General features: G+C 63.6%; 20 protein-coding genes. 13 read left to right on the forward strand and 7 right to left on the reverse strand.

Annotation, left to right across the window (positions count from 1 at the left end; translation table 11 throughout):
* Window positions 1–44 precede the first annotated feature (44 nt).
* From CAP2UW1_RS07595 to CAP2UW1_RS07610, 4 genes are all read right to left on the reverse strand, one after another.
* Window positions 45–1463, reverse strand: coding sequence for an efflux transporter outer membrane subunit (locus tag CAP2UW1_RS07595; RefSeq protein ID WP_015766059.1), 1419 nt, complete (start codon window positions 1461–1463; stop codon window positions 45–47).
* Window positions 1456–4662: an efflux RND transporter permease subunit gene (locus CAP2UW1_RS07600; protein WP_015766060.1), complete on the reverse strand. Its 3207-nt coding sequence runs from the start codon at window positions 4660–4662 to the stop codon at window positions 1456–1458. The genes CAP2UW1_RS07595 and CAP2UW1_RS07600 overlap by 8 nt, the downstream gene beginning before the upstream one ends.
* A 6-nt stretch (window positions 4663–4668) precedes the next feature.
* A complete protein-coding gene (locus tag CAP2UW1_RS07605) occupies window positions 4669–5883 on the reverse strand; it encodes an efflux RND transporter periplasmic adaptor subunit (protein ID WP_015766061.1) in 1215 nt (404 codons plus the stop codon).
* Between the two features lie 373 nt (window positions 5884–6256).
* A complete protein-coding gene (locus CAP2UW1_RS07610; RefSeq protein ID WP_015766062.1) occupies window positions 6257–9112 on the reverse strand; it encodes an Rne/Rng family ribonuclease in 2856 nt (951 codons plus the stop codon).
* 405 nt (window positions 9113–9517) lie between these two features.
* Between CAP2UW1_RS07610 and CAP2UW1_RS07615 the strand changes: the two genes are divergently transcribed.
* The 4 genes from CAP2UW1_RS07615 to CAP2UW1_RS07630 are packed head-to-tail and all read left to right on the forward strand — an operon-like array spanning window position 9518 to window position 12429.
* A complete protein-coding gene (locus CAP2UW1_RS07615; RefSeq protein ID WP_015766063.1) occupies window positions 9518–10504 on the forward strand; it encodes an RluA family pseudouridine synthase in 987 nt (328 codons plus the stop codon).
* Complete coding sequence (locus tag CAP2UW1_RS07620; RefSeq protein ID WP_015766064.1) at window positions 10488–11144, forward strand: HAD-IA family hydrolase; 657 nt, start codon at window positions 10488–10490, stop codon at window positions 11142–11144. Before CAP2UW1_RS07615 ends, CAP2UW1_RS07620 begins: the two co-directional genes overlap by 17 nt.
* A complete protein-coding gene (locus CAP2UW1_RS07625; RefSeq protein ID WP_015766065.1) occupies window positions 11123–11482 on the forward strand; it encodes a Rieske (2Fe-2S) protein in 360 nt (119 codons plus the stop codon). Before CAP2UW1_RS07620 ends, CAP2UW1_RS07625 begins: the two co-directional genes overlap by 22 nt.
* Window positions 11479–12429 carry a S49 family peptidase gene (locus tag CAP2UW1_RS07630; RefSeq protein WP_015766066.1) on the forward strand — a complete coding sequence of 317 codons (951 nt, stop codon included), beginning with the start codon at window positions 11479–11481 and terminating at the stop codon, window positions 12427–12429. Before CAP2UW1_RS07625 ends, CAP2UW1_RS07630 begins: the two co-directional genes overlap by 4 nt.
* Before the next feature lie 36 nt (window positions 12430–12465).
* On the opposite strand, the gene CAP2UW1_RS07635 is transcribed toward CAP2UW1_RS07630, so the two are convergent.
* Window positions 12466–13176 carry an SAM-dependent methyltransferase gene (locus CAP2UW1_RS07635; RefSeq protein WP_015766067.1) on the reverse strand — a complete coding sequence of 237 codons (711 nt, stop codon included), beginning with the start codon at window positions 13174–13176 and terminating at the stop codon, window positions 12466–12468.
* Window positions 13177–13209: 33 nt separating this feature from the next.
* Entirely contained in the window at window positions 13210–13794 is a 585-nt protein-coding gene (locus CAP2UW1_RS07640) for a Maf family protein (protein WP_041568253.1), read from the reverse strand.
* A gap of 186 nt (window positions 13795–13980) precedes the next feature.
* Between CAP2UW1_RS07640 and CAP2UW1_RS07645 the strand changes: the two genes are divergently transcribed.
* From CAP2UW1_RS07645 to CAP2UW1_RS07685, 9 genes are all read left to right on the forward strand, one after another.
* Window positions 13981–14400 carry a YceD family protein gene (locus CAP2UW1_RS07645; RefSeq protein WP_291913236.1) on the forward strand — a complete coding sequence of 140 codons (420 nt, stop codon included), beginning with the start codon at window positions 13981–13983 and terminating at the stop codon, window positions 14398–14400.
* 24 nt (window positions 14401–14424) lie between these two features.
* Window positions 14425–14604 carry a 50S ribosomal protein L32 gene (gene rpmF, locus CAP2UW1_RS07650; protein ID WP_015766070.1) on the forward strand — a complete coding sequence of 60 codons (180 nt, stop codon included), beginning with the start codon at window positions 14425–14427 and terminating at the stop codon, window positions 14602–14604.
* Window positions 14605–14673: 69 nt separating this feature from the next.
* Window positions 14674–15687 (forward strand): phosphate acyltransferase PlsX, encoded by a 1014-nt coding sequence (gene plsX / locus CAP2UW1_RS07655; protein ID WP_015766071.1) that lies wholly within the window; start codon window positions 14674–14676, stop codon window positions 15685–15687.
* A 1-nt stretch (window position 15688) separates the two neighbouring features.
* A complete protein-coding gene (locus CAP2UW1_RS07660) occupies window positions 15689–16648 on the forward strand; it encodes a beta-ketoacyl-ACP synthase III (RefSeq protein ID WP_015766072.1) in 960 nt (319 codons plus the stop codon).
* An 11-nt stretch (window positions 16649–16659) separates the two neighbouring features.
* A complete protein-coding gene (gene fabD / locus CAP2UW1_RS07665; protein WP_015766073.1) occupies window positions 16660–17601 on the forward strand; it encodes an ACP S-malonyltransferase in 942 nt (313 codons plus the stop codon).
* 6 nt (window positions 17602–17607) lie between these two features.
* Entirely contained in the window at window positions 17608–18348 is a 741-nt protein-coding gene (gene fabG, locus CAP2UW1_RS07670; RefSeq protein WP_015766074.1) for a 3-oxoacyl-ACP reductase FabG, read from the forward strand.
* Window positions 18349–18466: 118 nt separating this feature from the next.
* Entirely contained in the window at window positions 18467–18703 is a 237-nt protein-coding gene (gene acpP, locus CAP2UW1_RS07675; RefSeq protein ID WP_015766075.1) for an acyl carrier protein, read from the forward strand.
* A gap of 111 nt (window positions 18704–18814) precedes the next feature.
* Window positions 18815–20053, forward strand: coding sequence for a beta-ketoacyl-ACP synthase II (gene fabF, locus CAP2UW1_RS07680; protein WP_041568254.1), 1239 nt, complete (start codon window positions 18815–18817; stop codon window positions 20051–20053).
* A gap of 21 nt (window positions 20054–20074) precedes the next feature.
* Window positions 20075–20509, forward strand: coding sequence for a protein YgfX (locus CAP2UW1_RS07685; RefSeq protein WP_015766077.1), 435 nt, complete (start codon window positions 20075–20077; stop codon window positions 20507–20509).
* Here the strand turns inward: CAP2UW1_RS07685 and nadB are convergent.
* Window positions 20481–22064, reverse strand: a complete 1584-nt coding sequence (gene nadB / locus CAP2UW1_RS07690; RefSeq protein ID WP_015766078.1) for an L-aspartate oxidase — start codon at window positions 22062–22064, stop codon at window positions 20481–20483. The two genes, CAP2UW1_RS07685 and nadB, sit on opposite strands and share 29 nt — an antisense overlap.
* Between the last annotated feature and the right edge of the window lie 29 nt (window positions 22065–22093).

A 22093-nucleotide genomic window follows, 5' to 3' on the forward strand; every position in this document is an offset into this window, starting at 1 on the left:
GCCACCCGGTACACCCCGGTACTCTATGGCGGCAGGATGGGTTCTCACTGCGCACTACTCGTGCTCGCGACTTTCTCAGCTTCGTTCACCCAGCCACCGCCCATGGCCAGATAAAGATTGATCATCGATTGGAACTCCACTTGCTGCGTCTGCGTGTACTGTAGCTGGACGTTGAACAGGCTGCGTTCGGCGTCGAGCACTTCGATGTAGCTGGTGTAGCCATTGTCGTAGCGCAGGCGGGCGGTGGCTGCGTACTGCTGCAGCGCTTCGACCTGACGCCGCTGCGCCTTCAGTTGTTCGCGCGTCCGGTCGCGGCTGACCAGCGAGTCGTTGACTTCGCGGAAAGCCTCCTGGATCGCCTTCTGGTAGGCAAACAGGGCCTGCTGCTGCGCGGCTTCGGCGGCCTGCACTTGGCCGGCGATCGCGCCGGCGGTGAAGATCGGCATCGTGATCGGTGCGCCGTAATTCCACACCTTGCTTTGGCTGTCGAAGAGATTGCTCAGACTGGTACTGGCGTAACCGAACAGTCCGGTCAGCGAGATGGTCGGGAAGTACGCCGCCTTGGCGGCACCGATCTGCGCATTGGCAGCGATCAGGTCCTGCTCGGTGCGCCGGATGTCGGGCCGGCGTTCAAGCAGATCCGACGGCAAGCCGGCAGGGATTGCCGGTAGCGCCAGATGGTCGATATCCTTGCCGCGCGGTATCGGCCCGGGGTTGCGGCCGAGCAGGACGCTCAGCCCGTTTTCCTGCTGGGCGATGGCTTTTTCCAGCGGCGGGATGCTCGCCAGCGCTTCCTCGTATTGCGACCGGTTCTGGCTCAGTTCGAGCACCGAAATGATGCCCCCTGCGAAGCGCAGCTTGAAGATCTCGTACGACTCGCCGCGGCTCTTGGCGGTCGCCCTGGCAATATCCAGTTGCCGATCGAGGTCGCGCAGGTTGATGTAGGCGCCGGAAACACTGCCGACGAGCGACAGGATGACAGCGCGCCGGCCTTCCTCGCTGGCCATGAGTTGCGCGCGTGCCGCTTCCGTCTGGCGGCGGATGCGGCCCCAGATATCGATCTCCCAACTGGCATTCAACACCGCGTTGTAGCTGTTGTAGGTCTCGTCGCCGCCGGCGCCAACCACCACGGCGCTGATGTCTCTCTGCCGTCGGACTTCATAGCCAGCGCCAACCTGCGGGAAGAGCCCGGAGCGAACGATGCCGTAGTTGCCGGCAAACTGCTCGACCCGCGCGGCAGCGATCATCAGGTCCTTGTTTTCGCGTAGCGCCGTCGCTACCAGGTCGTTGAGCACGGGGTCACCGAACTGCTCCCACCAGGCGGTGTTGGCGAGGTCGCGGGCGTCCTGTTCGCTGAGCCGCCAGGCTGCCGGCGTGTCTACCGGCGGGCGGACGTAGTCGGGTCCGACCATGCAACCGCTGGCCGCCAGCGCCAGCAAGGTGACCAACAGTGGCTTACGCATGGCGATCCTCCTCTTTGTCAGCCGGCTTTGCTGGCGCGTCGAGTTTGCCGGCCTCCCCCTCGCCGGCCGCGTGGCTGCGTACCCCAGTCTCGCCCTTGTGGCTGATCTTCTCGACGACGAAAAAGGTTACCGGAATGATGAAGATGGCCAGGCAGGTGGCCGCCAGCATGCCGCCGATCACCGCGCTACCCATCACCTGCCGCGACAGGGCACCGGCGCCGCTGGCGATCGCCAGTGGAACGCAGCCGAGGATGAAGGCGAACGATGTCATCAGGATCGGGCGCAGGCGCAGTTGCGCGCCCTTGAGCGTCGCCTCGGCGAGCGACAGCTCGCCCTTCTCGTACTCCATCTTGGCGAACTCCACGATCAAAATCGCGTTCTTCGCCGCCAGACCGATCAGCATCACCAGACCGATCTGCGCATAGACGTTGAGTTCCTGGCCGCGCAACATCAGTGCAAAAAACGCGCCGGCGACGGCGATTGGCGTTCCCAACAGGACCGAGAAGGGCAGCGACCAGCTCTCGTACTGCGCCGCCAGGATCAGGAAGACGCAGAGCAGCGAGAAGCCGAAGATGACCGCCGGCGAGATGCCCTGCTGCGCCTTCTGCTCCTGGAATGACATGCCCATGTAGTCGTAGCCCATCTCGCTCGGCATGGTTTCGGCGAAGACTGCCTCAAGCGCCCGCATCACCTGCTCGGAACTATAGCCCGGTGCGGCCGACGCGTTGATCTGTGCGCTGCGGTACAGGTTGTAGCGCATGGTGAATTCAGGACCGGAGACATTACGGATGGAAGTCAGCGCCGACAACGGCACCGCCTCGCCCTTGTTGTTGCGCACGTAAAACTGGCCCACATTGTCGATGTTGGTCCGGTAGTCACCCTCGGCCTGGACGTACACCTGCCACTGGCGTCCGAAGCGGTTGAAGTAGTTGATGAAGCCGCTGCCGAGGAAGCTCTGCAGCGTCTTGTACACGTCGCTGAGGAGGACGCCCTGTTTGAGCACCTTGTCCTGATCGACGTCGATGAAGAGCTGCGGAACGGTTGGCCGGAAGGTGGTCGAAACACTAGCCAGCTCCGGGCGCTTTCGCGCGGCCTCGAGGAACTTGGTGGTGTTCTCGGCAAGGAAGGCGATGTCCTTTCCAGCACGGTCCTCGAGAATGAAGGTGGCGCCGCCCGAGGTGCCGACTCCCTGGATCGCCGGCGGCGGAAACGCAAAAGCGATGGCGCCGGGGATCCCGGCCAGCCGCTTGGTCAGTTCGGCCTTGATCGCCGCGTATTGCTCCTCGGGCTGCTTGCGATCCGCCCAGTTCTTGAGCGTCACGAAAAAGAAGGCACTGTAGGTATTGGTCACCTGGCTCAGCATGCTGTAGCCGACCACCGTGGTCGTGTATTGTACGCCTGGCACCTTCATGATCAGCTCTTCGGCCTGGGCGGCAATCTCCGACGTGCGTTGCAGCGATGACGCATCGGGCAGTTGCACCGCTGCAAAGACGTAACCCTGGTCCTCATCGGGAAGAAAGCCGGCGGGTACAAGCTTGCCGAAGAAGCCCGCGCTCGCCGTGACGGCGACCAGAAAGACGAGGCTGATCAGGCTCCTGCGGATGGCGATCCGGCAGATGCCGACATAGCCGCCGGTAACGCGGCCGAACACGCCGTTGAACCAGTCGTAGAATTTCTGGATCGGGCCGCTGCCCTTGACCTTGGGCCTGAGCAGCATGGCGCAGAGGGCGGGACTCAGGGTCAGCGCGTTGAAGGCCGAGATGATTACCGAGATGGCGATGGTGACTGCGAACTGCTGGTAGAGCTGGCCGGTGATCCCGGGAATGAAGGCGGTCGGCACGAAGACGGCAGCCAGGATGACGGCAATGGCGATCACCGGGCCGGTGACCTCCTCCATGGCCCTCAGCGTTGCATCCTTCGGCGACATGCCGTGCTCGATATGGTGCTCGACCGCTTCGACGACAACGATGGCATCGTCCACCACGAGGCCGATCGCCAGCACCAGACCGAACAGCGAAAGCGTGTTGATCGAAAAGCCGAACATCGGGAAGAGCATGAAGGTGCCGACCAGCGACACCGGCACGGCGAGCAAGGGAATCAGCGTCGCCCGCCAGCCTTGCAGGAAGACGAAGACAACGATCATCACCAGCACCAGCGCCTCGAACAGCGTGTGCTTGATCTCGGTGATTCCTTCGGTGACCGACAGCGTCGTATCGAGCGCGATGACGTAATCGAGGTCAGGCGGGAAGCTCTGCTTGATCTTTTCCATCAGCTTCTTGGCGCCATCGGCCGCATCGAGGGCGTTGGCGCCGGGCATCTGGTAGAGGGCGACCAGGGCAGCCGGCTTGCCGTTGAGGCGGCCCTGCTGGCTGTAGGTCTGGGCGCCGAGTTCGATGCGGGCCACATCCTGGACGCGCACGATCGAGCCGTCCGGGTTGGCGCGCAGCACGATGTTGCCGAACTCTTCGGTGCTCTGCAAGCGGCCCTGCGCGCGCACCGCGTAGGTGAATTCCTGGCCCGCCGGGACCGGCTCGCCACCAATTGTTCCGGCTGGGTTGACAGTGTTCTGCGCATTGACCGCGTTGATGATTTCGGGAATCGTGATGTTCAGCTTGGCCAGTTGGTCGGGCTTGACCCACATTCGCATCGCGTACTGGCCCGCGCCAAAGACAGTGACGCTGGCGATTCCCTTGACCCGCGTCATCTGGTCGTTGATGTTGATGTAGGCGTAGTTGGCGAGGAAGATGTTGTCGTAGGTGCCGTTCGGCGAGTAGAGCGCGAACATGATCAGCGGCGATGAGGTCGACTTGGCTACGGTCACGCCGTAGTTGCGCACGTCCGACGGCAACTGCGATTCGGCCTGGCCTTCGCGCATCTGGGCGAGCAGCTGGTCGGTGTTGGCGTCGGTACCCAGTGCGAAGTTGACATATAGCGTGGACTGGCCATTGTTGGCGTTGATCGAATACATATAGTCCATGTTGTCGACGCCGGACATCTGCTGCTCGATCGGGGTGGCCACCGCCTGCTCGACGGTCAGCGCGTCGGCGCCGGTGTAGGTGCTGCTGACATTGATCTGCGGCGGCACGATATTCGGGAACTGGGCGGTCGGCAGCCCGGACATGGCGACGAGGCCAACGATGGTCATCAGGATCGAGATGACCATCGCCACGATGGGCCGGTTGATGAAGAACTTTGACATGGCTGCTTACCCCTTGCTCGCCGGTGCCGGCGTAGCCGGCTTGTCACCGGGCTTGGCCGGGGTGGCGGCGGCCGGGGCATCCGGCACGAACGGTTTCGGGCTGACGGTCATTCCCGCGCGAACCTTCTGGGTTCCCTCGGCAATCACTTGCTCGCCGGGCTGCAGGCCCTTGCTGATGATCCAGTCGCTGCCGATGCGCTCGCCGACCGTGACCGGGCGGATGTCGGCCTTGTTGTCGGCGCCGACGACCGCCACCAAGTACTTGCCCTGGATTTCGGTAACCGCACGCTGCGGCACGAGCAGTGCACCCTTCTCGACGGCCATGGTGGCCCGCACCTTCCCGTACTGGCCCGGGCGGAGGAGGCTCTGGGGGTTCGGGAAAAGCGCTGCCACCTTGAAGGTGCCGGTGCTGGTGTCAACCTGCCGGTTGAGCACGAAGAACTTTCCGGGGTGGGGATAGAGCGAGCCGTCGACGAGGAACAGCTCGAGCGGCACCTGCTTGCTGGTGTCCGTTCGCTCGCCGGCAACCTTGAGGTATTCCCGCTCGCTGATGTTGAAATAGACCTTGATCGGGTCGACGGTCGACACCGTGGTGAGTTCGGTCGGCATGCTCGGGCTGAGGAGGTCGCCGATCTGCGCCTTGGCGATGCCGGCAATGCCGGTCACCGGCGAGGTGATCTTCGTGAAAGCCAGATTCAGCTTGGCGGTCCGCAGCGAAGCATCGGCGGCTTCGAGTGACGCCTTGGCGGAAAGGTCGGCGCCGGTGGTGTCGTCGAGGTCCTTCTGACTGACGGCGTTCATCGCCGCCAGCGGCTTGATGCGGGCGAGATTGGCGCGCGTCGTCTCGTAACGCGCTGCTTGCTGGGCGCGTAATCCCTTGGCTTCGTCGACGGCGGCCTCGAAAGTGCGTGGGTCGATCTCGAACAGCGGCTGACCCTGCTTGACGAGGTCGCCTTCGCGGTAGTTCTGTTTGATCAGGTAGCCGGTGACCTGCGGCCGGATGACGGCATTGATGTTGCCGTCCAGCGAGCCGATCCATTCCATGTAGATCGGCACGTCACGCTGGGCGACGGTGACGACGTCGACGACCGGCACCGCCGGCGCGGCAGCCTTCGGCTTCTCGCAAGCGGCGGTGATCAGGAGCGAGATCGCGGCCAGCCCGGCGGCAGTGTAGCGGAGGGTGCGATGGGTCGCTGAGAAGGATAGAGGGATCGGCGTCATGACGGCTCCTGCTGGGAGAATTGGGAGTGACTGCTTGCGTCGCTGTTCAGGGCTAGCCCTGGAAAGGGAGGTAATCGGGCCGATGCCCCCCGGATACATCACTCGCGACGTGTGCAGAACGAGCAAATGACTCCGGATGACAGCGGCGACCAAGGTGATGATTATGCAGGATGGCGAGCACTGAAGCCAGTTTTCAGGCTGCTTTGGCTGCTTTCGCGCGCCTTCGTTAGCGTGACGCGGTGGTGGTGAGGGCGGCGGGCTCGCCGCCATCGGCAGAACTCGGCGCCAGCCGCAACCTTACCGCTTGCCAGCTGGCGGCCTACATCACCGCCAGACTGGCTGCCCGCCCTCGGCGGTACTGACGAGCGTTGCCTTACTTCTGCGTCTCGACCATCACCAGCGGCTCTTCGGAGACGACTACCGGTGCCCGTCGGCGCCGCGGCTGTCTGAGCGGTGCGTCGTCGATGGTTTCCGGTGGCGCTCCTCGAGTGTCGTCGCGGCTGGTCTCGACCATGATCAGGCCGCTCTCCGCGACCAGTTGCTGGAGGGTCGGCGACGCCGGCAGCGATGCGGCAGGCTGGGCGAGCACCTGGTTCGGCTCGGCCTGAAGGATGGCGACACTCGCCGGAAGCGCGGTGGCCGCCGGCGTGTCGGCGGCGGGTGCCACCTTCGGTGCTTCCACGTCGGCTGCGGTGTCGACCGTTGCGCGGCCGTCGACCGCCATCGGGGCATCCGCATCCAGCCCCTGGTTGACGCTCGCCGGTGCTGTGCTGGCGAGCGCCGTGACCACTTCCGGGGTCGCGGGTGGCGGCTCGGTGGCTACCGCCGGCAGTTCCGCGAGCACGGCGGGGTCTGCCGTGACCGCTGTGGTGGCACCCTGCTGATCTGCCGTCGGCGCGACCGCTGTGCGTGCCGGTTGGCCGGTGGCGCTTGCCGGCAGTGCCGCCCCCGGTATGTCGACTGCCGTGCCGGCGATTGCCGTGCTCGTCTCGACGCTCTCGCCGCTCTGGGTTTCGGCCAGGCTCTCGACCCTTTCACCGCGCTCGCGACGCCCACCGCGACGCCCGCGGCGGCGGCCATTGCTGACCGGCTCGTCACCTGACGGACGCGGCTCGCTCAGCGCCGCGGCGCCCGGGAGGAGAGGCGCCGGCGCGACAGCTACCGTGGTTTCGGCGACCGCCAAGGCTGGTTGCTCCTTGCGTTCGGCGCGTGGCGCGCCTCTCTGCCGACGCGGCTCGCGCGTTTCGTTCGGATCGCGTGGCTCGCGCGCTTCGCGCGGTTCGCGTGGTGTGCGGGGTCTTTGGGGCTCGCTTCGGGCGACGGCGGGGACCGCTTGTGTCGGCTGCGCTGATGCGTCGCTCTGTTCGCGGCCGGCGCGTGTCTCGGGAACGTCGCGTGCTTCGTCACGGCGAGGGGGGCGAGGTCCGCTGCGCCGCGCATCGCGTTGCGCCTCGCGCGGCGGGCCGCTGCGTCGCGGCGGCACGGGCTCCGCCACGGCAGGCGGGGCTGCCTCCGGCTTGCGCCGGAACCAGGACAGAATCCTGGTCAGGAAGCGGTTGCCGCTCGTTGCCGGTGGCTCGGCCGCGGCCGGTTGCGGCTCGCCGACGAGCGGGGCCGGCTGCGCTGTCGTTACACCCTTGATGGCCGCTTCCGGGCGGGCGGCCCTGCCATCACCCGCTGCCGGTGCTTCGCTGCCGGCGTCATTAGTCGGCATGTCCACCATGCGGTACGATGCCTGTTGCAGATCGTCCTGAGCCAACTCGTCATGGCGGACGCGCACGACGGAGTGTTGTGGAGTCTCGAGGTGGATGTTGGGAATCAGCAGGATGCTTACCTTGTGGCGCAGTTCGACGGCCTGGACATCGGTGCGCTTTTCGTTGAGCAGGAAGGTCGCGACATCGACGGGGACCTGCGCATGGACGGCGGCCGTGTTGTCCTTCATCGCCTCCTCTTCGAGAATGCGCAGGATGTGCAGAGCGGCTGACTCGGTGCTGCGGATGTGGCCGGTTCCCGAGCAGCGCGGGCAGGGGATGTAGCTGGTTTCGGCGAGTGCCGGGCGCAGGCGCTGGCGCGAGAGTTCGAGCAGGCCAAAACGGCTGATCTTGCCGGTCTGCACGCGCGCCCGGTCGAAGCGCAGGGCATCGCGGATGCGATTCTCGACTTCGCGCTGGTTGCGTGCGTTTTCCATGTCGATGAAGTCGATGATGATCAGACCGCCGAGATCGCGCAGGCGCAGTTGGCGGGCCACCTCTTCAGCCGCTTCGAGGTTGGTCTTGAGGGCCGTTTCCTCGATGTCGGCGCCACGCGTCGCGCGGCCCGAGTTGACGTCCACCGAAACCAGCGCTTCGGTATGGTCGATGACGATGGCACCGCCCGAGGGCAGGCCGACCTGACGCGAGTAGGCAGACTCGATCTGATGCTCGATCTGAAAACGCGAGAACAAGGGCACGTCGTCCCGATAGCGCTTGATGCGATTGACGGTGCCGGGCATCACGTGCGACATGAACTGCTGCGCCTGATCATAGACCTCGTCGGTATCAATCAGGATTTCACCGATATCGGGCTGGAAATAGTCGCGGATCGCACGGATCACCAGACTGCCTTCCTGGTAGATGAGGAAGGCGCCCTTCTGCTGCTGGGCGGCGTCTTCAATGGCTTTCCACAACTGCAAGAGGTAGTTGAGGTCCCACTGGAGTTCTTCGCCGTTGCGCCCGATGGCCGCGGTACGGGCGATCAGACTCATGCCTGGCGGCACCTGCAGTTGATCCATCACCTCGCGCAACTCTGTACGCTCGGTGCCCTCGACACGCCGCGAGACGCCGCCGCCGCGCGGATTGTTCGGCATCAGGACGAGATAGCGGCCGGCGAGACTGACGAAAGTCGTCAGCGCAGCCCCTTTGTTGCCTCGCTCGTCCTTGTCGACCTGGACGATCAACTCCTGGCCTTCGCGCAGCGCCTCCTTGATCGTCGCGCGACTGGTCTCGACGCCGGGCTGGAAGAAGGCGCGCGACACTTCCTTGAAGGGCAGGAAGCCATGCCGCTCCGCTCCGTAGTCGACAAAAGCGGCTTCCAGGCTGGGCTCGATGCGGGTAATGACTGCTTTATAAATGTTGCTCTTTTTCTGTTCCTTGGCGGCCGATTCAATGTCCAGGTCAATGAGCTTCTGACCGTCGACAATGGCAACACGCAGTTCCTCGGCCTGTGTTGCGTTGAAAAGCATTCGTTTCATAGAAGGATCTCCCGCGCGCTTTCACGGGGGGGACATGCCTGGTGCAGGCAGCAGCGGATTAGTTGTTCGAGGGATGCCTGAGGGGGGCTTTCCGGTAGTGCAACTAATAGGGGTTCTCGCCAACGCAGTGACTTGTCGGGCCTTGAACGTCAAGGACTCGGGAATCTGCCTGGGCCGCTCCACAGGTGCTAGGCGCGCGCAGTTCAAGTAGTATCGCTACTTCGTGGTGAGCGTACTTAACCAGGTGACCAGCGTTGAGTGATCTCGCGCAGGTTGGCGCAAGTGAGGCGGCTGAGGCCTGCCGGAAAGTGCGTCGCAAGTGCTTCAGAATCGGCGTCGCTCGACGGTCTAACGGGTCAGCGCCTCTTTCAACACAAGACGCAAATCAACTGAAGTATATTCAAAATGGTGGAAGTTAGCAAAAGCTCTGTAACTCAGGCATTGATTACCGAGAACGAGCATGGGCAGCGGCTCGACAATCTGCTGCTCAAGCAGTGCAAGGGCGTGCCGAAGAGCCACGTGTACAGCATCGTGCGCAGCGGCCAGGTGCGCGTGAATGGTCGGCGTGCGGAAGTCTCGTATCGTCTGCAGACCGGCGATGTGCTGCGCATTCCGCCGTTGCGCATCGCCAGGCGTGAGCAGGAGATCGTCGCCGGCGCCGAGTTCAACGTGGACTTGCCCGTCCTTTACGAGGATGACGGTTTGTTGATCATCGACAAGCCGGCCGGCATCGCGGTACACGGTGGCAGCGGCGAGAGCTTCGGGGTCATCGAAGCCCTGCGCCGGCAGCGGCCGCAAGCGCGTTTCTTGGAACTCGCGCATCGTCTTGACCGCGAGACCTCGGGAATTCTGCTGGTCGGCAAGAAGCGATCGGCGCTGCTTGCCTTGCATGAGATGTTCCGCGATGGCGGCGGTGGCGGGCGGGGTGCGGACAAGCGCTACCAGGTGCTCGTCGCTGGGCGCTGGATGGATCCCGTGCGCAACGTCCGGGTGCCATTGCTCAAGTACCTGCAGCCGTCCGGCGAGCGCCGGGTGCGCGTGTCGGAGGCCGGCAAAGCGTCACACACGGTATTCCGACTGCTGGCGCGCTGGGAGCATTTCAGCCTCCTCGAAGCGCACTTGAAGACAGGGCGGACCCACCAGATCAGGGTGCATCTGGCACATCTTGGCTATCCCGTCGCCGGCGACGAAAAGTATGGCGATTTCGCCTTGAACAGGGTCCTGGCCAGGGACGGATTGAAACGGATGTTCCTGCACGCGTGGACGATGCGCTTGCCGAACCCGCTGGATGGGCGAGATCTGGTGGTGGAGGCGCCGTTGCCCGTTGTCTTGCGTCGGTTCTTGGACAGCCTGTCGGCGAAGGAGAAGCAGGATCATGGCCAGAGTATTTGATCTGCTGGTTTTCGACTGGGACGGGACGCTGCTCGATTCGGCAGGCGCGATCGTCACGGCGATCCATGCTGCCTGCGACGACCTCGGGTTGCCTCTGCCGGCGGAAGAGCGGGCTCGTCACGTGATCGGGCTCGGTCTGCGTGACGCCCTGCGTTACGCCGTCCCGGACCTGCCGGAAGAGCGTTACCCGCAGATGGTCGACCGTTATCGTCACCACTATCTGTCGCACGATCACGAACTGCTGTTGTTTGCCGGGGTGGCGGAGTTGATCGCCGAACTGGCCGACAGCGGCTTCCTGCTGGCGGTGGCGACCGGCAAGAGCCGGCTCGGCCTTGAGCGTGCGCTGCGGACGAGCGGCCTCGGCGGTCATTTCCATGCTTCGCGCTGTGCGGACGAGTGTTTCTCGAAACCGCATCCGCAGATGCTGGTCGAGTTGATGGATGAGTTGTCGGTCGCGCCGGAGCGCACGCTGATGATTGGCGATACCACGCACGACCTGCAGATGGCGCGGAATGCCGGCGTCGCCAGCCTGGCGGTCGCCTACGGCGCGCATCCGGCAGCCGCCCTCGACGCACTCGCGCCATTGGCTCGCCTGCAGGAGGTCGCGGAGATGGCCGCATGGCTGCGCACGCACGCGTGATCTGCCGCGCCGCCGATCTGGTCGACGGCGGCCCCGGCGTTCGCTTCACGGTTCGCCGGCAGGGCGTTGACGAGCAGGCGTTTGCCGTGCGCTTCCGCGGCCGTGTGGCGGCCTACTTCAACCGCTGTGCGCACGTGTCGATCGAACTCGACTGGCAGCCCGGGGAATTCTTCGACGATTCCAAGGTATACTTGATCTGCGCGACGCACGGCGCTCTCTACTCTCCGGCAGACGGGCGTTGTCTTGGTGGCCGATGCAATGGCCGAGGCCTGACGCCGCTACCCGTCGAAGAACGGGATGGATCGATCTATTTCACCCCAAGCGAGCAGATATCTTGAACACCCCTGAAGACGAACCACAATGGGAACGGCAGTTGCTGGAGAAGATCGCCTTTGCGACGCTGCGCGAGCAGCGAGCAAAGCGGCGGTGGGGTATTTTCTTCAAACTGGTTGTTGTGTCCTACCTCGTCGCTGTCCTGGTGATGGTCGTCGATTGGGGCGGTCCCGAGCAACGTGCCGACGGCAGGCATACGGCGGTGATTCACCTGCATGGCACGATCGAGGCAAGCGGCGAAGCCAGCGCCCAGAACATCAACGACGCGCTGCAGGCGGCGTTTGGCGACAAGGGGACCGCCGGCGTCATTTTGCGCGTCAACAGTCCGGGTGGCAGTCCGGTGCAGGCCGGGATAGTGCACGACGAGATTCGCCGCTTGCGCACCACGCATCCGCAGATACCGCTCTATGTCGTCGTCGAAGACCTGTGCGCCTCCGGCGGCTACTACATTGCCGTCGCTGGCGACAAGATCTTCGTGGACAAGGCCAGCATCGTCGGTTCGATCGGCGTCCTGATGGATGCTTTCGGTTTCACCGGCACGATGGACAAGCTCGGCATCGAGCGCCGCTTGCTGACCGCCGGCGAGAACAAGGGTTTCCTCGATCCGTTCTCGCCACAGGATGCGAAACAGAAAGAGCATGCGCAGGTGCTGTTGCGGGAAATCCACAAGCAGTTCATCGAGGTCGTTCGCCGCGGGCGCGGTCCGCGGCTCAAGGAAACGCCGGAAATGTTCAGTGGCCTGATGTGGACCGGTAGCCAGAGTGTCAAGTTGGGGCTGGCCGATGGCTTCGGTACCGTGGGTTCGGTGGCGCGTGACGTGATCAAGGCCGAAAGGATGGTCGACTTCACGATCAAGGAGAACATTGCCGAGCGCTTTGCCAAGCGTCTGCGGGCCGATTCGACCCAGGGGGTCGGTTCCCTGCTGGAAGTCATCAGGCCGGCTGTTCGCTGAGGGAGGCCGGCCTCCGAGTTCACCGGCGAGCAATCGCTAGGCGAGCAGCAGGAACACCGTCGGTCGCCGATTGATTTCGGGCAGCGGCTGGCCTCGCCATTCGGCGACGAAGCGGGTCACGATCTGCTCGCTGTCCAGGGTGAGGTCGGTTGCCACGCAGACTCGCGTTCCCGGGGCGCAGGTGCGGAACAGTGATTCGAGCATTTGCCGGTTGCGATAGGGCGTCTCGATGAAGATCTGTGTTCGCTGCTCCTGTCGCGATTGCCTTTCCAACTCACGCAGGCGCCTGTCGCGCTCCTGGGCATCACTCGGCAGGTAGCCGTGAAAGGCGAAATTCTGGCCAGATAGCCCCGAGCCCATCAAGGCGAGCAGGATCGACGAGGGGCCAACCATCGGGATGACCGGGATGCCCTCCTGATGTGCCAGGGCCACCAGCGCGGCGCCGGGGTCGGCGACGGCTGGGCAGCCGGCTTCGGAGATGAGGCCGAGGTCGCTGCCGGCAAGGGCGGGGGCGAGCAGTCGGGGCAACTCGCCGGCAGCCGTGTGTTCGTTGAGCTCATCAATCGCGATTTGTTGCAGGGGCCAGTCGGAAGGGAGCGCCTTCAGGAAGCTGCGCGCCGACTTTGCGTTTTCGGCCACGAAATGCGTCAGTCGCTGCGCACAGGCGCGCACTGGCGGCGGCAGAACGGCGTTTGCCGGAGCCTGTCCAAGAGGAACGGGAATGAGAATGAGCCGGCCTCTGTTCATGGCGCGCCAGGTCCGAAAGCGGTCAGCGGACGCTCAGACGACAGCGACGTTCTCGCTGCGCAGCAGGTCGCAGAGCGCGATCAATGGCAGCCCGATCAAGGCGTTGGGGTCTTCGCCCTCGATCCTGGCGATCAAGGCGATTCCCAGTCCCTCCGACTTGGCGCTGCCGGCGCAGTTGTAGGGTTGCTCTGTGCGCAGGTAGTTTTCGATTTCCGCGTCAGCCAGTTCCCGGAAGGTGACCACCGTCGGGACGCTACGCAGGCGCGCTCTGCCGCTTCTGGCGTCGAGGAGGCATACACCGGTAAAGAAGGTGACGCGGCGGCCACGCATCGCCTGCAACTGCCGCACGGCGTTGGCGTGGTTTCCTGGCTTGCCGAAAACCTGTCCATCGAGGCATGCCACCTGGTCGCTGCCGATGATCAGGGCTTCGCCATGCGCGCCGGCAACTGCCCGCGCCTTGGCTTCCGCAAGTCGTAGCGCGCTGGCTTCGGGCTCTTCTCCCGGCAGTGGCGATTCGTCGACGGCGGGGTTGGCCGTGGTGAAGGGCAGGCCAAGTCGGCCAAGCAGTTCGCGTCGGAACGGGGAAGTCGAGGCGAGAATGAGCGGCGGGCTGGGCATCGAACCTTCGATCTGGGCATGAAGCCGCGGCTGGCACGAAACATCGAGGAAGTTCTTCTTTTCCACCCGTGCTGCTTTGACTTCAAAAGCTGAAAATAATATCATGCGCCCCTTATGTCGCGACGCGTTGTAATTGACAGTCTGGCTTTTGCAAGCGAGGGCGGTTCGCTACAAGGGGAACTGCAGGTGGTCTTGCTGACGCGCTTGCTCGATTTGCTCACCGATTCCACCGGCTCGCTGGTGTATCGGGTCGCGGGGAGAATTGGGCAACGCAACCGGCCAGAGCTGTTGGTCGAGGTGGACGGGGTGCTGTCCTTGCGTTGCCAGCGTTGCCTCGAGGCGCTGGAGTACCCGCTCGAGTTGCGTAGTCTGCTGGAGTTTGTCGATAGCGACGGCGACCTGACGCAGGAGGAGCTGGAGGATGACTCCCGAGACTTCCTTCCGCTGCAGAAAGAGCTTGATGTGGCCGGGCTGATCGAGGACGAGATCCTTTTGGCGCTGCCGATCGTGCCGAGGCACGCGGATTGCGTGTTGCCCGGGGCGGTGCGAGAAGAGGCGGCTTCATCGCCGTTTTTGGTTTTGGCCGGCCTCAAGGGCCGGCACTGATGAGTTTGATTCTAGGAGTTCGTGATGGCTGTTCAGCAGAACAAGAAATCCCCGTCCAAGCGTGGCATGCATCGTGCGCACGATTCCTTGGGCAGCCTGCCGCTGGCCGTCGAACCGACGACCGGCGAGGTGCACTTGCGTCACCACATCAGCCCGTCGGGCCACTACCGGGGCAAAAAGGTGGTCAAAGGTTCGGCCGAGTGATTCCTGCGGAGCAGGCAGGCAGGTTCCCGCGCTGGTGATCTGCCTGCCTTTTCTTTTGGCGGCCAGCGGATGACCATTACGGTTGCCATAGACTGCATGGGCGGGGACCACGGTCCCCGGGTGACCGTGCCGGCGGCTCTCGGTTTCGTGCGTGATCATGCCGACGTTCGTGTGATTCTCGTCGGCGTTGCGGAGAGTATCAGGCCCTTCGTTGGCGACGCGGCTGTCGGTCGTGTCGCCATTCGTCATGCCAGCGAAGTCGTCGCCATGGGTGAGTCGCCCTCGCTCGCGTTGCGCACGAAGAAGGACTCGTCGATGCGCGTGGCCGTCAATCTGGTCAAACTGGGCGAGGCGGATGCCTGTGTGTCGGCCGGCAATACCGGTGCACTGATGGCCATTTCCCGTTTCGTCCTCAAGATGCTGCCAGGGATCGACCGACCAGCGATCTGCGCCGTGCTGCCGACGCTCACCGGGCATACGCACGTCCTTGATCTGGGCGCCAACGTCGATTGCAGTCCCGAACACCTGCTGCAGTTCGGGATCATGGGCGCATCTCTGGTCTCCGCGGTCGAGCATCGCGATCGGCCGACGGTCGGCCTCCTGAACATCGGCGAGGAGGAGATCAAGGGCAATGACGTGGTCAAGCGCGCTGCCGAGTTGCTCTGGCAGTCGGGTCTCAACTTCATCGGCAACGTCGAGGGTGACGGCCTCTACAAGGGCGAGGCCGACGTCATCGTCTGTGACGGTTTTGTCGGCAATGTCGCGTTGAAAGCCTCGGAAGGTCTGGCACAACTGCTGGCTACCTTCCTGCGCCAGGAATTCAAGCGCAGCCTGTGGACCAAGCTGGCTGCGCTGGTGGCGATGCCGGTAGTCAGCCGCTTCAAGCGCCGGGTTGATCATCGGCAATACAATGGTGCGAGCCTGCTCGGCTTGAAGGGTATCGTCGTCAAGAGCCACGGATCGGCCGATTCCTTCGCGTTTGGGCACGCGCTGCAACGTGCCGCGGAAGAGGCGCGAAGCGGTGTGCTGGCACGTATCAGCGAACGCGTTGCGCAGCAGCAACCGCTGCAGGAGACCGCATAGCATGTTTTCTCGCATTACCGGCATCGGCAGTTTTCTGCCCGGCGAGCCTGTCAGCAATGATGATCTGGCGCAGCGCGGTATCGAGACCAGCGATGAGTGGGTGGCCAGTCGCACCGGGATCCGCTTTCGCCATCTCGCTGAAAACGGTGAAGCGGCGAGCGATCTGGCTTTCGAAGCGAGCCGCCGGGCGCTGACTGCCGCAGGTATCGAGGCTTCGGATGTCGACCTCATCCTGGTTGCTACCTCGACGCCGGATTTCATTTTCCCAAGTACCGCCTGTCTGCTCCAGAGCAAGCTGGGCAACCGCGGTGCGACGGCCTTCGACATCCAGGCGGTGTGCAGCGGTTTCGTTTATGCGCTGACGGTTGCCGACAAGTTCATCTGCTCGGGCAGTCATCGACGCGCACTGGTGGTCGGCGCCGAGGTGTTTTCGCGAATTCTCGACTGGTCCGATCGAGCCACCTGCGTACTGTTCGGTGATGGTGCGGGGGCGGTCGTTCTGGAGGCTTCGGAACGGCCGGGAATCCTGGCTACTGCCCTGCATGCTGATGGCGCCTACCATGGCATCCTGTCGGTGCCGGGTAGCGTCTGCGGCGGCAAGGTGGTCGGCGATCCTTTCCTGCGCATGGACGGACAGGCGGTATTCAAGTTTGCCGTACGCGTACTGGCCGAAGTGGCCGAAGAGTGCTGTCAGGCCGCGGGTGTGGCGCCTGCAGGCATCGACTGGCTGATTCCGCATCAGGCCAACGTTCGCATCCTCGAAGCGACAGCCAAGCGCATGAAGCTGCCGATGGGCAAGGTCGTGGTGACGGTTGATCGGCATGGCAACACGTCTGCCGCCTCGGTGCCGCTGGCGCTTGACGAGGCCGTTCGCGACGGGCGTATTCACGCCGGGCACAAAGTCATGCTCGAAGGCGTCGGCGGTGGTTTTACCTGGGGTGCGGTTCTGTTCGAGCTTTAGGGGGAGAGTAAATGGCGTTCGCGTTCGTTTTTCCAGGTCAGGGGTCGCAGTCCGTCGGCATGATGTCGGCGTACGGTGATTCGTCCGTGGTGCGCGCGACCTTCGACGAGGCGTCGGCAGCGCTTGCCGAGGACCTTTGGCAGCTGCTTGCCGATGGTCCCGCCGAGGCTCTGGCGCAGACCGTCAACACGCAACCCATCATGCTAACGGCGGGCGTCGCGGCTTATCGCCTCTGGCTCGACAAGGCCGGCAAGCTGCCGGCAGTCGTCGCCGGGCACAGCCTCGGCGAGTACTCGGCGCTGGTTGCCGCCGGTGTCATCGCCTTTACGGATGCCGTGCCGCTCGTTCGACTGCGCGCTGCCGCGATGCAGGAGGCGGTGCCGGCAGGTACCGGCGCGATGGCGGCGATTCTCGGTCTCGATGACGACAAGATTGCTGAAGCCTGTGCCGAAGCGGCCGCCGCAAGCGGCGAGGGTGCCGTTGTTGAACCGGTCAATTTCAACGGGCCCGGTCAGACCGTCATTGCCGGCAGCAAGGGGGCCGTCGAGCGCGCCTGCGACGCCTGCAAGGCGCGTGGTGCCAAGCGTGCGCTGCTCCTGCCGGTGTCGGCGCCCTTCCACTCGTCGCTGATCAGGCCGGCAGCCGACAAACTGGCGGCGCGTCTGGCGGAATTGAGCTTCGCGGCACCGCAGATACCGGTAATCAACAACGTTGACGTCGCGATCGAGTCGGACGGCGCCCGGATCAAGGACGCGTTGATTCGTCAGGCCTATTCGCCGGTGCGCTGGGTCGAAACGATCCGGAAGATGGCGGCGATGGATATCGCTACGGTGGCCGAATGCGGACCAGGAAAGGTTCTGGCGGGCCTCACCAAGCGTTGTGCCGACAAAGTGAACAGTGTCGCGCTCGCTGACCTGACGGCGATCGAAGCGGCCGCCGCAAACCTGGAGTAAGGAATCATGCTCAATGGGGAGGTTGCTCTCGTCACTGGTGCCTCGCGTGGCATCGGCCAGGCGATTGCGCTGGAAATGGGCCGCCTGGGCGCCACCGTGATCGGTACGGCAACCAGCAGCGCTGGCGCGGCAAGGATCTCGGCCTTCCTCGCAGATGCCGGTAGCAAGGGTGAAGGCGCTGTTCTGGAAGTGCGTGACGCGCCGCAGGTCGAGGAACTGATCAGACGCATCGAGAAAACCTACGGTGCGGTATCGGTGCTGGTCAACAATGCAGGCATTACGCGTGACAATCTGTCGCTGCGATTGAAGGACGACGACTGGGACCTCGTCCTGGACACCAATCTGAAAGCTGTCTTCCGCCTGTCCCGAGGGGTCATGCGGGGGATGATGAAAGCCCGGCGCGGCCGGATCATCAACGTCACCTCGGTGGTTGGTCACGCGGGTAACGCCGGCCAAGCCAACTACTGCGCGGCCAAGGCCGGGGTGGCTGGCATGAGCCGGGCCCTGGCCAGAGAACTGGCGAGTCGCAACATCACCGTCAACTGTGTGGCGCCAGGCCTGATCGACACCGACATGACGCGGGCGCTCGACGAGCGTCAGCGAGACTCACTGGCGGCCGGCATTCCGCTGGGTCGCCTCGGGTTGCCGCAGGACGTTGCTGCGGCTGTGGCGTTCCTCGCTTCGGCGGCCGCCGGCTATGTCACCGGCACGACCATTCATGTCAACGGTGGCATGTTCATGGATTGATTCACCTCGGCACGAGAAACGGTCCCTCGTTTTCGGAGGGATGATTGGTAAGTTGCAGCCAGTTTGCTAGAATGGCACATTTTTGTTTTACACATGAACCTCGCGAAGGAGCACTCTGATGGAAAATATTGAGCAACGTGTCAAGAAAATCGTCGCCGAACAACTCGGTGTCAATGAAGCGGACATCAAGAATGAATCGTCGTTCGTCGACGATCTCGGCGCCGACTCCCTGGATACGGTGGAACTGGTGATGGCTCTCGAAGAGGAATTCGAGTGCGAGATCCCAGACGACGAAGCCGAGAAGATCACCACCGTGCAACAGGCTATCGACTACGTGCTCGCACACAAGAAGTGACTTCCTGATTCGGGGTCCCTGCGGACTGTGTCCTCGACAGGATGAGTTCGACAGGGAGTGATCGTGAAAGGGAAGCGCCGCTTCCATCTCTTCCAGTTTTCGGAGTACAAGTTGGCACGTCGCAGAGTCGTCATCACTGGTCTGGGTATCGTTTCTCCCGTGGGCAATTCCGTGGAAGACGCTTGGCAGAATGTACTGGCCGGCCGCTCCGGGATCGACCGGATCACCCGTTTCGACGTATCGAGCTTTCCTGTTCAGATCGCCGGTGAGGTCAGGGGGTTTGACCTCGGCCAGTATCTGTCGCCGAAGGAAGCGCGCCGTATGGATGTGTTCATTCATTACGGCATGGCGGCAGGAATTCAGGCCATACGCGATGCGGGTCTTGACGCCAGCGGCATGAATCCCGAAAGGATCGGCGTTTCGATCGGATCCGGCATCGGCGGTCTGCCGATGATCGAATCCACCTGCGATGATTTCGCGGCTGGGGGCGTGCGCAAGGTTTCGCCTTTTTTCGTCCCCGGTTCGATCATCAACATGATCTCCGGCAACCTGTCGATCATGTACGGTTACAAGGGTCCGAACATATCGCTGGTCAGCGCTTGTTCGACCGGAACGCACAGCATAGGTGATGCCGGACGCCTGATCGAATATGGCGACGCAGATGTCATGATCGCGGGCGGTGCTGAAGGGTGTGTTTCGAATCTCGGTCTGGGCGGCTTCTGCGCCCCGCGCGCCTTATCGACGCGCAACGACGACCCGCAGACCGCCAGCCGTCCGTGGGATCGGGATCGTGACGGCTTCGTGCTCGGCGAAGGCGCGGGCGTCGTCGTACTCGAGGAGTACGAGCATGCCAGGGCGCGGGGGGCGAGGATATACTGCGAACTGGCGGGATTCGGCATGAGTGCCGATGCCCATCACATGACCGCTCCGTGCGAGGACGGCGAGGGCGCGGCGCGTTGCATGGTCAATGCCGTGCGCAACGCGGGAGTGAACCTCGATGATGTCCAGTACGTCAATGCGCACGGGACGTCGACGCCTCTTGGCGACAAGGCCGAGACGATTGCTGTCAAGCGTGCCTTTGGCGAGCACGCCAGGAAACTGGTGATCAATTCGACCAAGTCGATGACCGGGCATCTGCTGGGTGCTGCCGGCGGCATCGAGGCCTTGTTTACAATCCTGGCGATCCATCATCAGGTGTCGCCTCCGACGATCAACATCTTCAATCAGGACGAGTCGTGTGACCTCGACTATTGCGCCAATGAGGCTCGGCAGTTGAAGATCGATGTCGGCATCTCGAATTCTTTCGGCTTCGGCGGGACCAACGCCACCGTAGCTTTCAAGCGCCTCTAGAGGCACGCGTCCGGGCGGCGCGTGCACTTCCCGATTCACGTCGAGCTGTGTCGCTCGCGTCGCCTCACCATTCTGTTGATCCTGGTGCACGCTCTGGCGGCGGGTTGTCTGTGGGTCTTGCCTTGGCCAGCATTGCCCAGATGCCTTCTGCTGTTGGCCGTCGCTGTCTCGGCCTGGTTGACGCGGCATCCGCCGCCGGTCGCGGGTTTGCGCCTGACGGAAAATGGGGATCTGCTTGTGCTCTCCGCCGTGGGCGATGCCTTGTCGGTGTCCATAGCAAGCGGCACTGTCGTGTTTAGCCAGTTGGTCGTCCTGCGCGTACGCAAGAATGAGCAGCGCCGGCCCATGACGCTTGTGCTCTTGCCCGACAGTATGTCGGCGGAGCAGTTTCGCGTGCTGCGTTTGTGGCTGCGCTGGCGAGCAGAGCCTAAGGGTCGCGTGGAAGGCGACGCTTGACTATCGTATTGCGCGCGTGTGCATCCGTCTCCGGAAAGTTGCGGCTGAAATGCAAGCCGCGGCTTTCGCGGCGCCGCAGGGCGCAGCGTACGATCAGGTCGGCAGTCACGACAAGGTTGCGCAATTCGATCAAATCGTGGCTGACGCGAAAGTGCGAGTAGAAGTCGTCGATTTCGCGCGCCAGCAGGCGGATGCGGTTCTGCGCGCGCTGCAGGCGTTTGGTGGTGCGGACGATGCCGACGTAGTCCCACATGAAGCGCCGCAACTCGTCCCAGTTGTGGGCGATGACAATTTCTTCATCTGGATCGCTGACGCGGCTGGCGTCCCAAGGCGGTAGCTCGGGCAGATCGGACGCCGGTTGGGCGAGGATGTCCATGGCCGCCGCTTCGGCAAACACCAGGCATTCGAGCAGTGAGTTGCTGGCCAGGCGATTGGCGCCGTGCAGGCCCGTCCAGGAGGCTTCACCCGCGACGTAGAGGCCGGCGATGTCGGTACGCGCGCGCAGGTCGGTGACGACACCACCGCAGGTGTAGTGCGCTGCCGGCACGACGGGGATCGGCTGGCGGGTAATGTCGATCCCGAGTTCACGGCAATGCGCCAGAATGTTCGGAAAGTGCTCGGCCAGGAAGGCTGCAGGCTTGTGCGAGATGTCGAGGTAGACGCAATCCAGCCCGCGCTTCTTCATTTCGAAGTCGATGGCCCGGGCTACCACGTCGCGCGGTGCGAGTTCGCCGCGTGCGTCGTGCCAGGGCATGAAACGCCTGCCGTCAGGGAGGAGGAGGAGTCCTCCTTCGCCGCGTACGGCTTCGGAGATGAGGAAGGACTTGGCCTGCGGGTGGTAGAGGCAGGTTGGATGGAACTGGATGAACTCCATGTTGGCGACCCGGCACCCGGCGCGCCAGGCCATGGCAATGCCGTCGCCGGTCGACGTGTCGGGGTTGGTCGTGTACAGGTAAACCTTGCCGGCACCACCCGTGGCGATCAGTGTGTGTCGCGCGCCGAGGGTCAGAACTTCTCCGCTCGCACTGTCGAGAACGTAGACGCCATGGCAGCGCTTGTCGGCCAGCCCCAGCTTGTCGCCGGTAATCAGGTCGATGGCGATATGCTGCTCGAGGACGGTGATGTTCGGTTGCTGGTGAATCTTGCTGGTCAAGGTGTTCTGAACCGCCTGGCCGGTGGCGTCGGCAACGTGGATGACGCGGCGGGCGCTGTGTCCGCCTTCGCGGGTCAGATGGTAACCTGCGTCGTCGCGCGTGAAGGGAACCCCTTGTTGAATCAACCAATCGACGGCGCGCCGACCGTTTTCGATGACGAAGCGGGTCGCGCGTGGGTCATTGAGAAAAGCGCCGGCGGTAATCGTGTCGCGGATGTGGGCCTCGATCGAGTCGCGATTGTCGAGAACCGCAGCGATGCCGCCCTGGGCCCAGCTGGAGGCGCTGTCCTCCAGTGTGCGCTTGCTGATCAGTGCCACCTTGTGGGTTGGCGCCAGGCGGAGTGCTGCGGCCTGGCCAGCCAAGCCACTGCCGATGATGAGAACGTCGAAGCGAAGCGCCACCGCGGAGATCCTGCCCAAAAGGGCTGCAA

This window comes from Candidatus Accumulibacter phosphatis, assembly GCF_000024165.1.
Lineage (GTDB): Bacteria > Pseudomonadota > Gammaproteobacteria > Burkholderiales > Rhodocyclaceae > Accumulibacter > Accumulibacter phosphatis.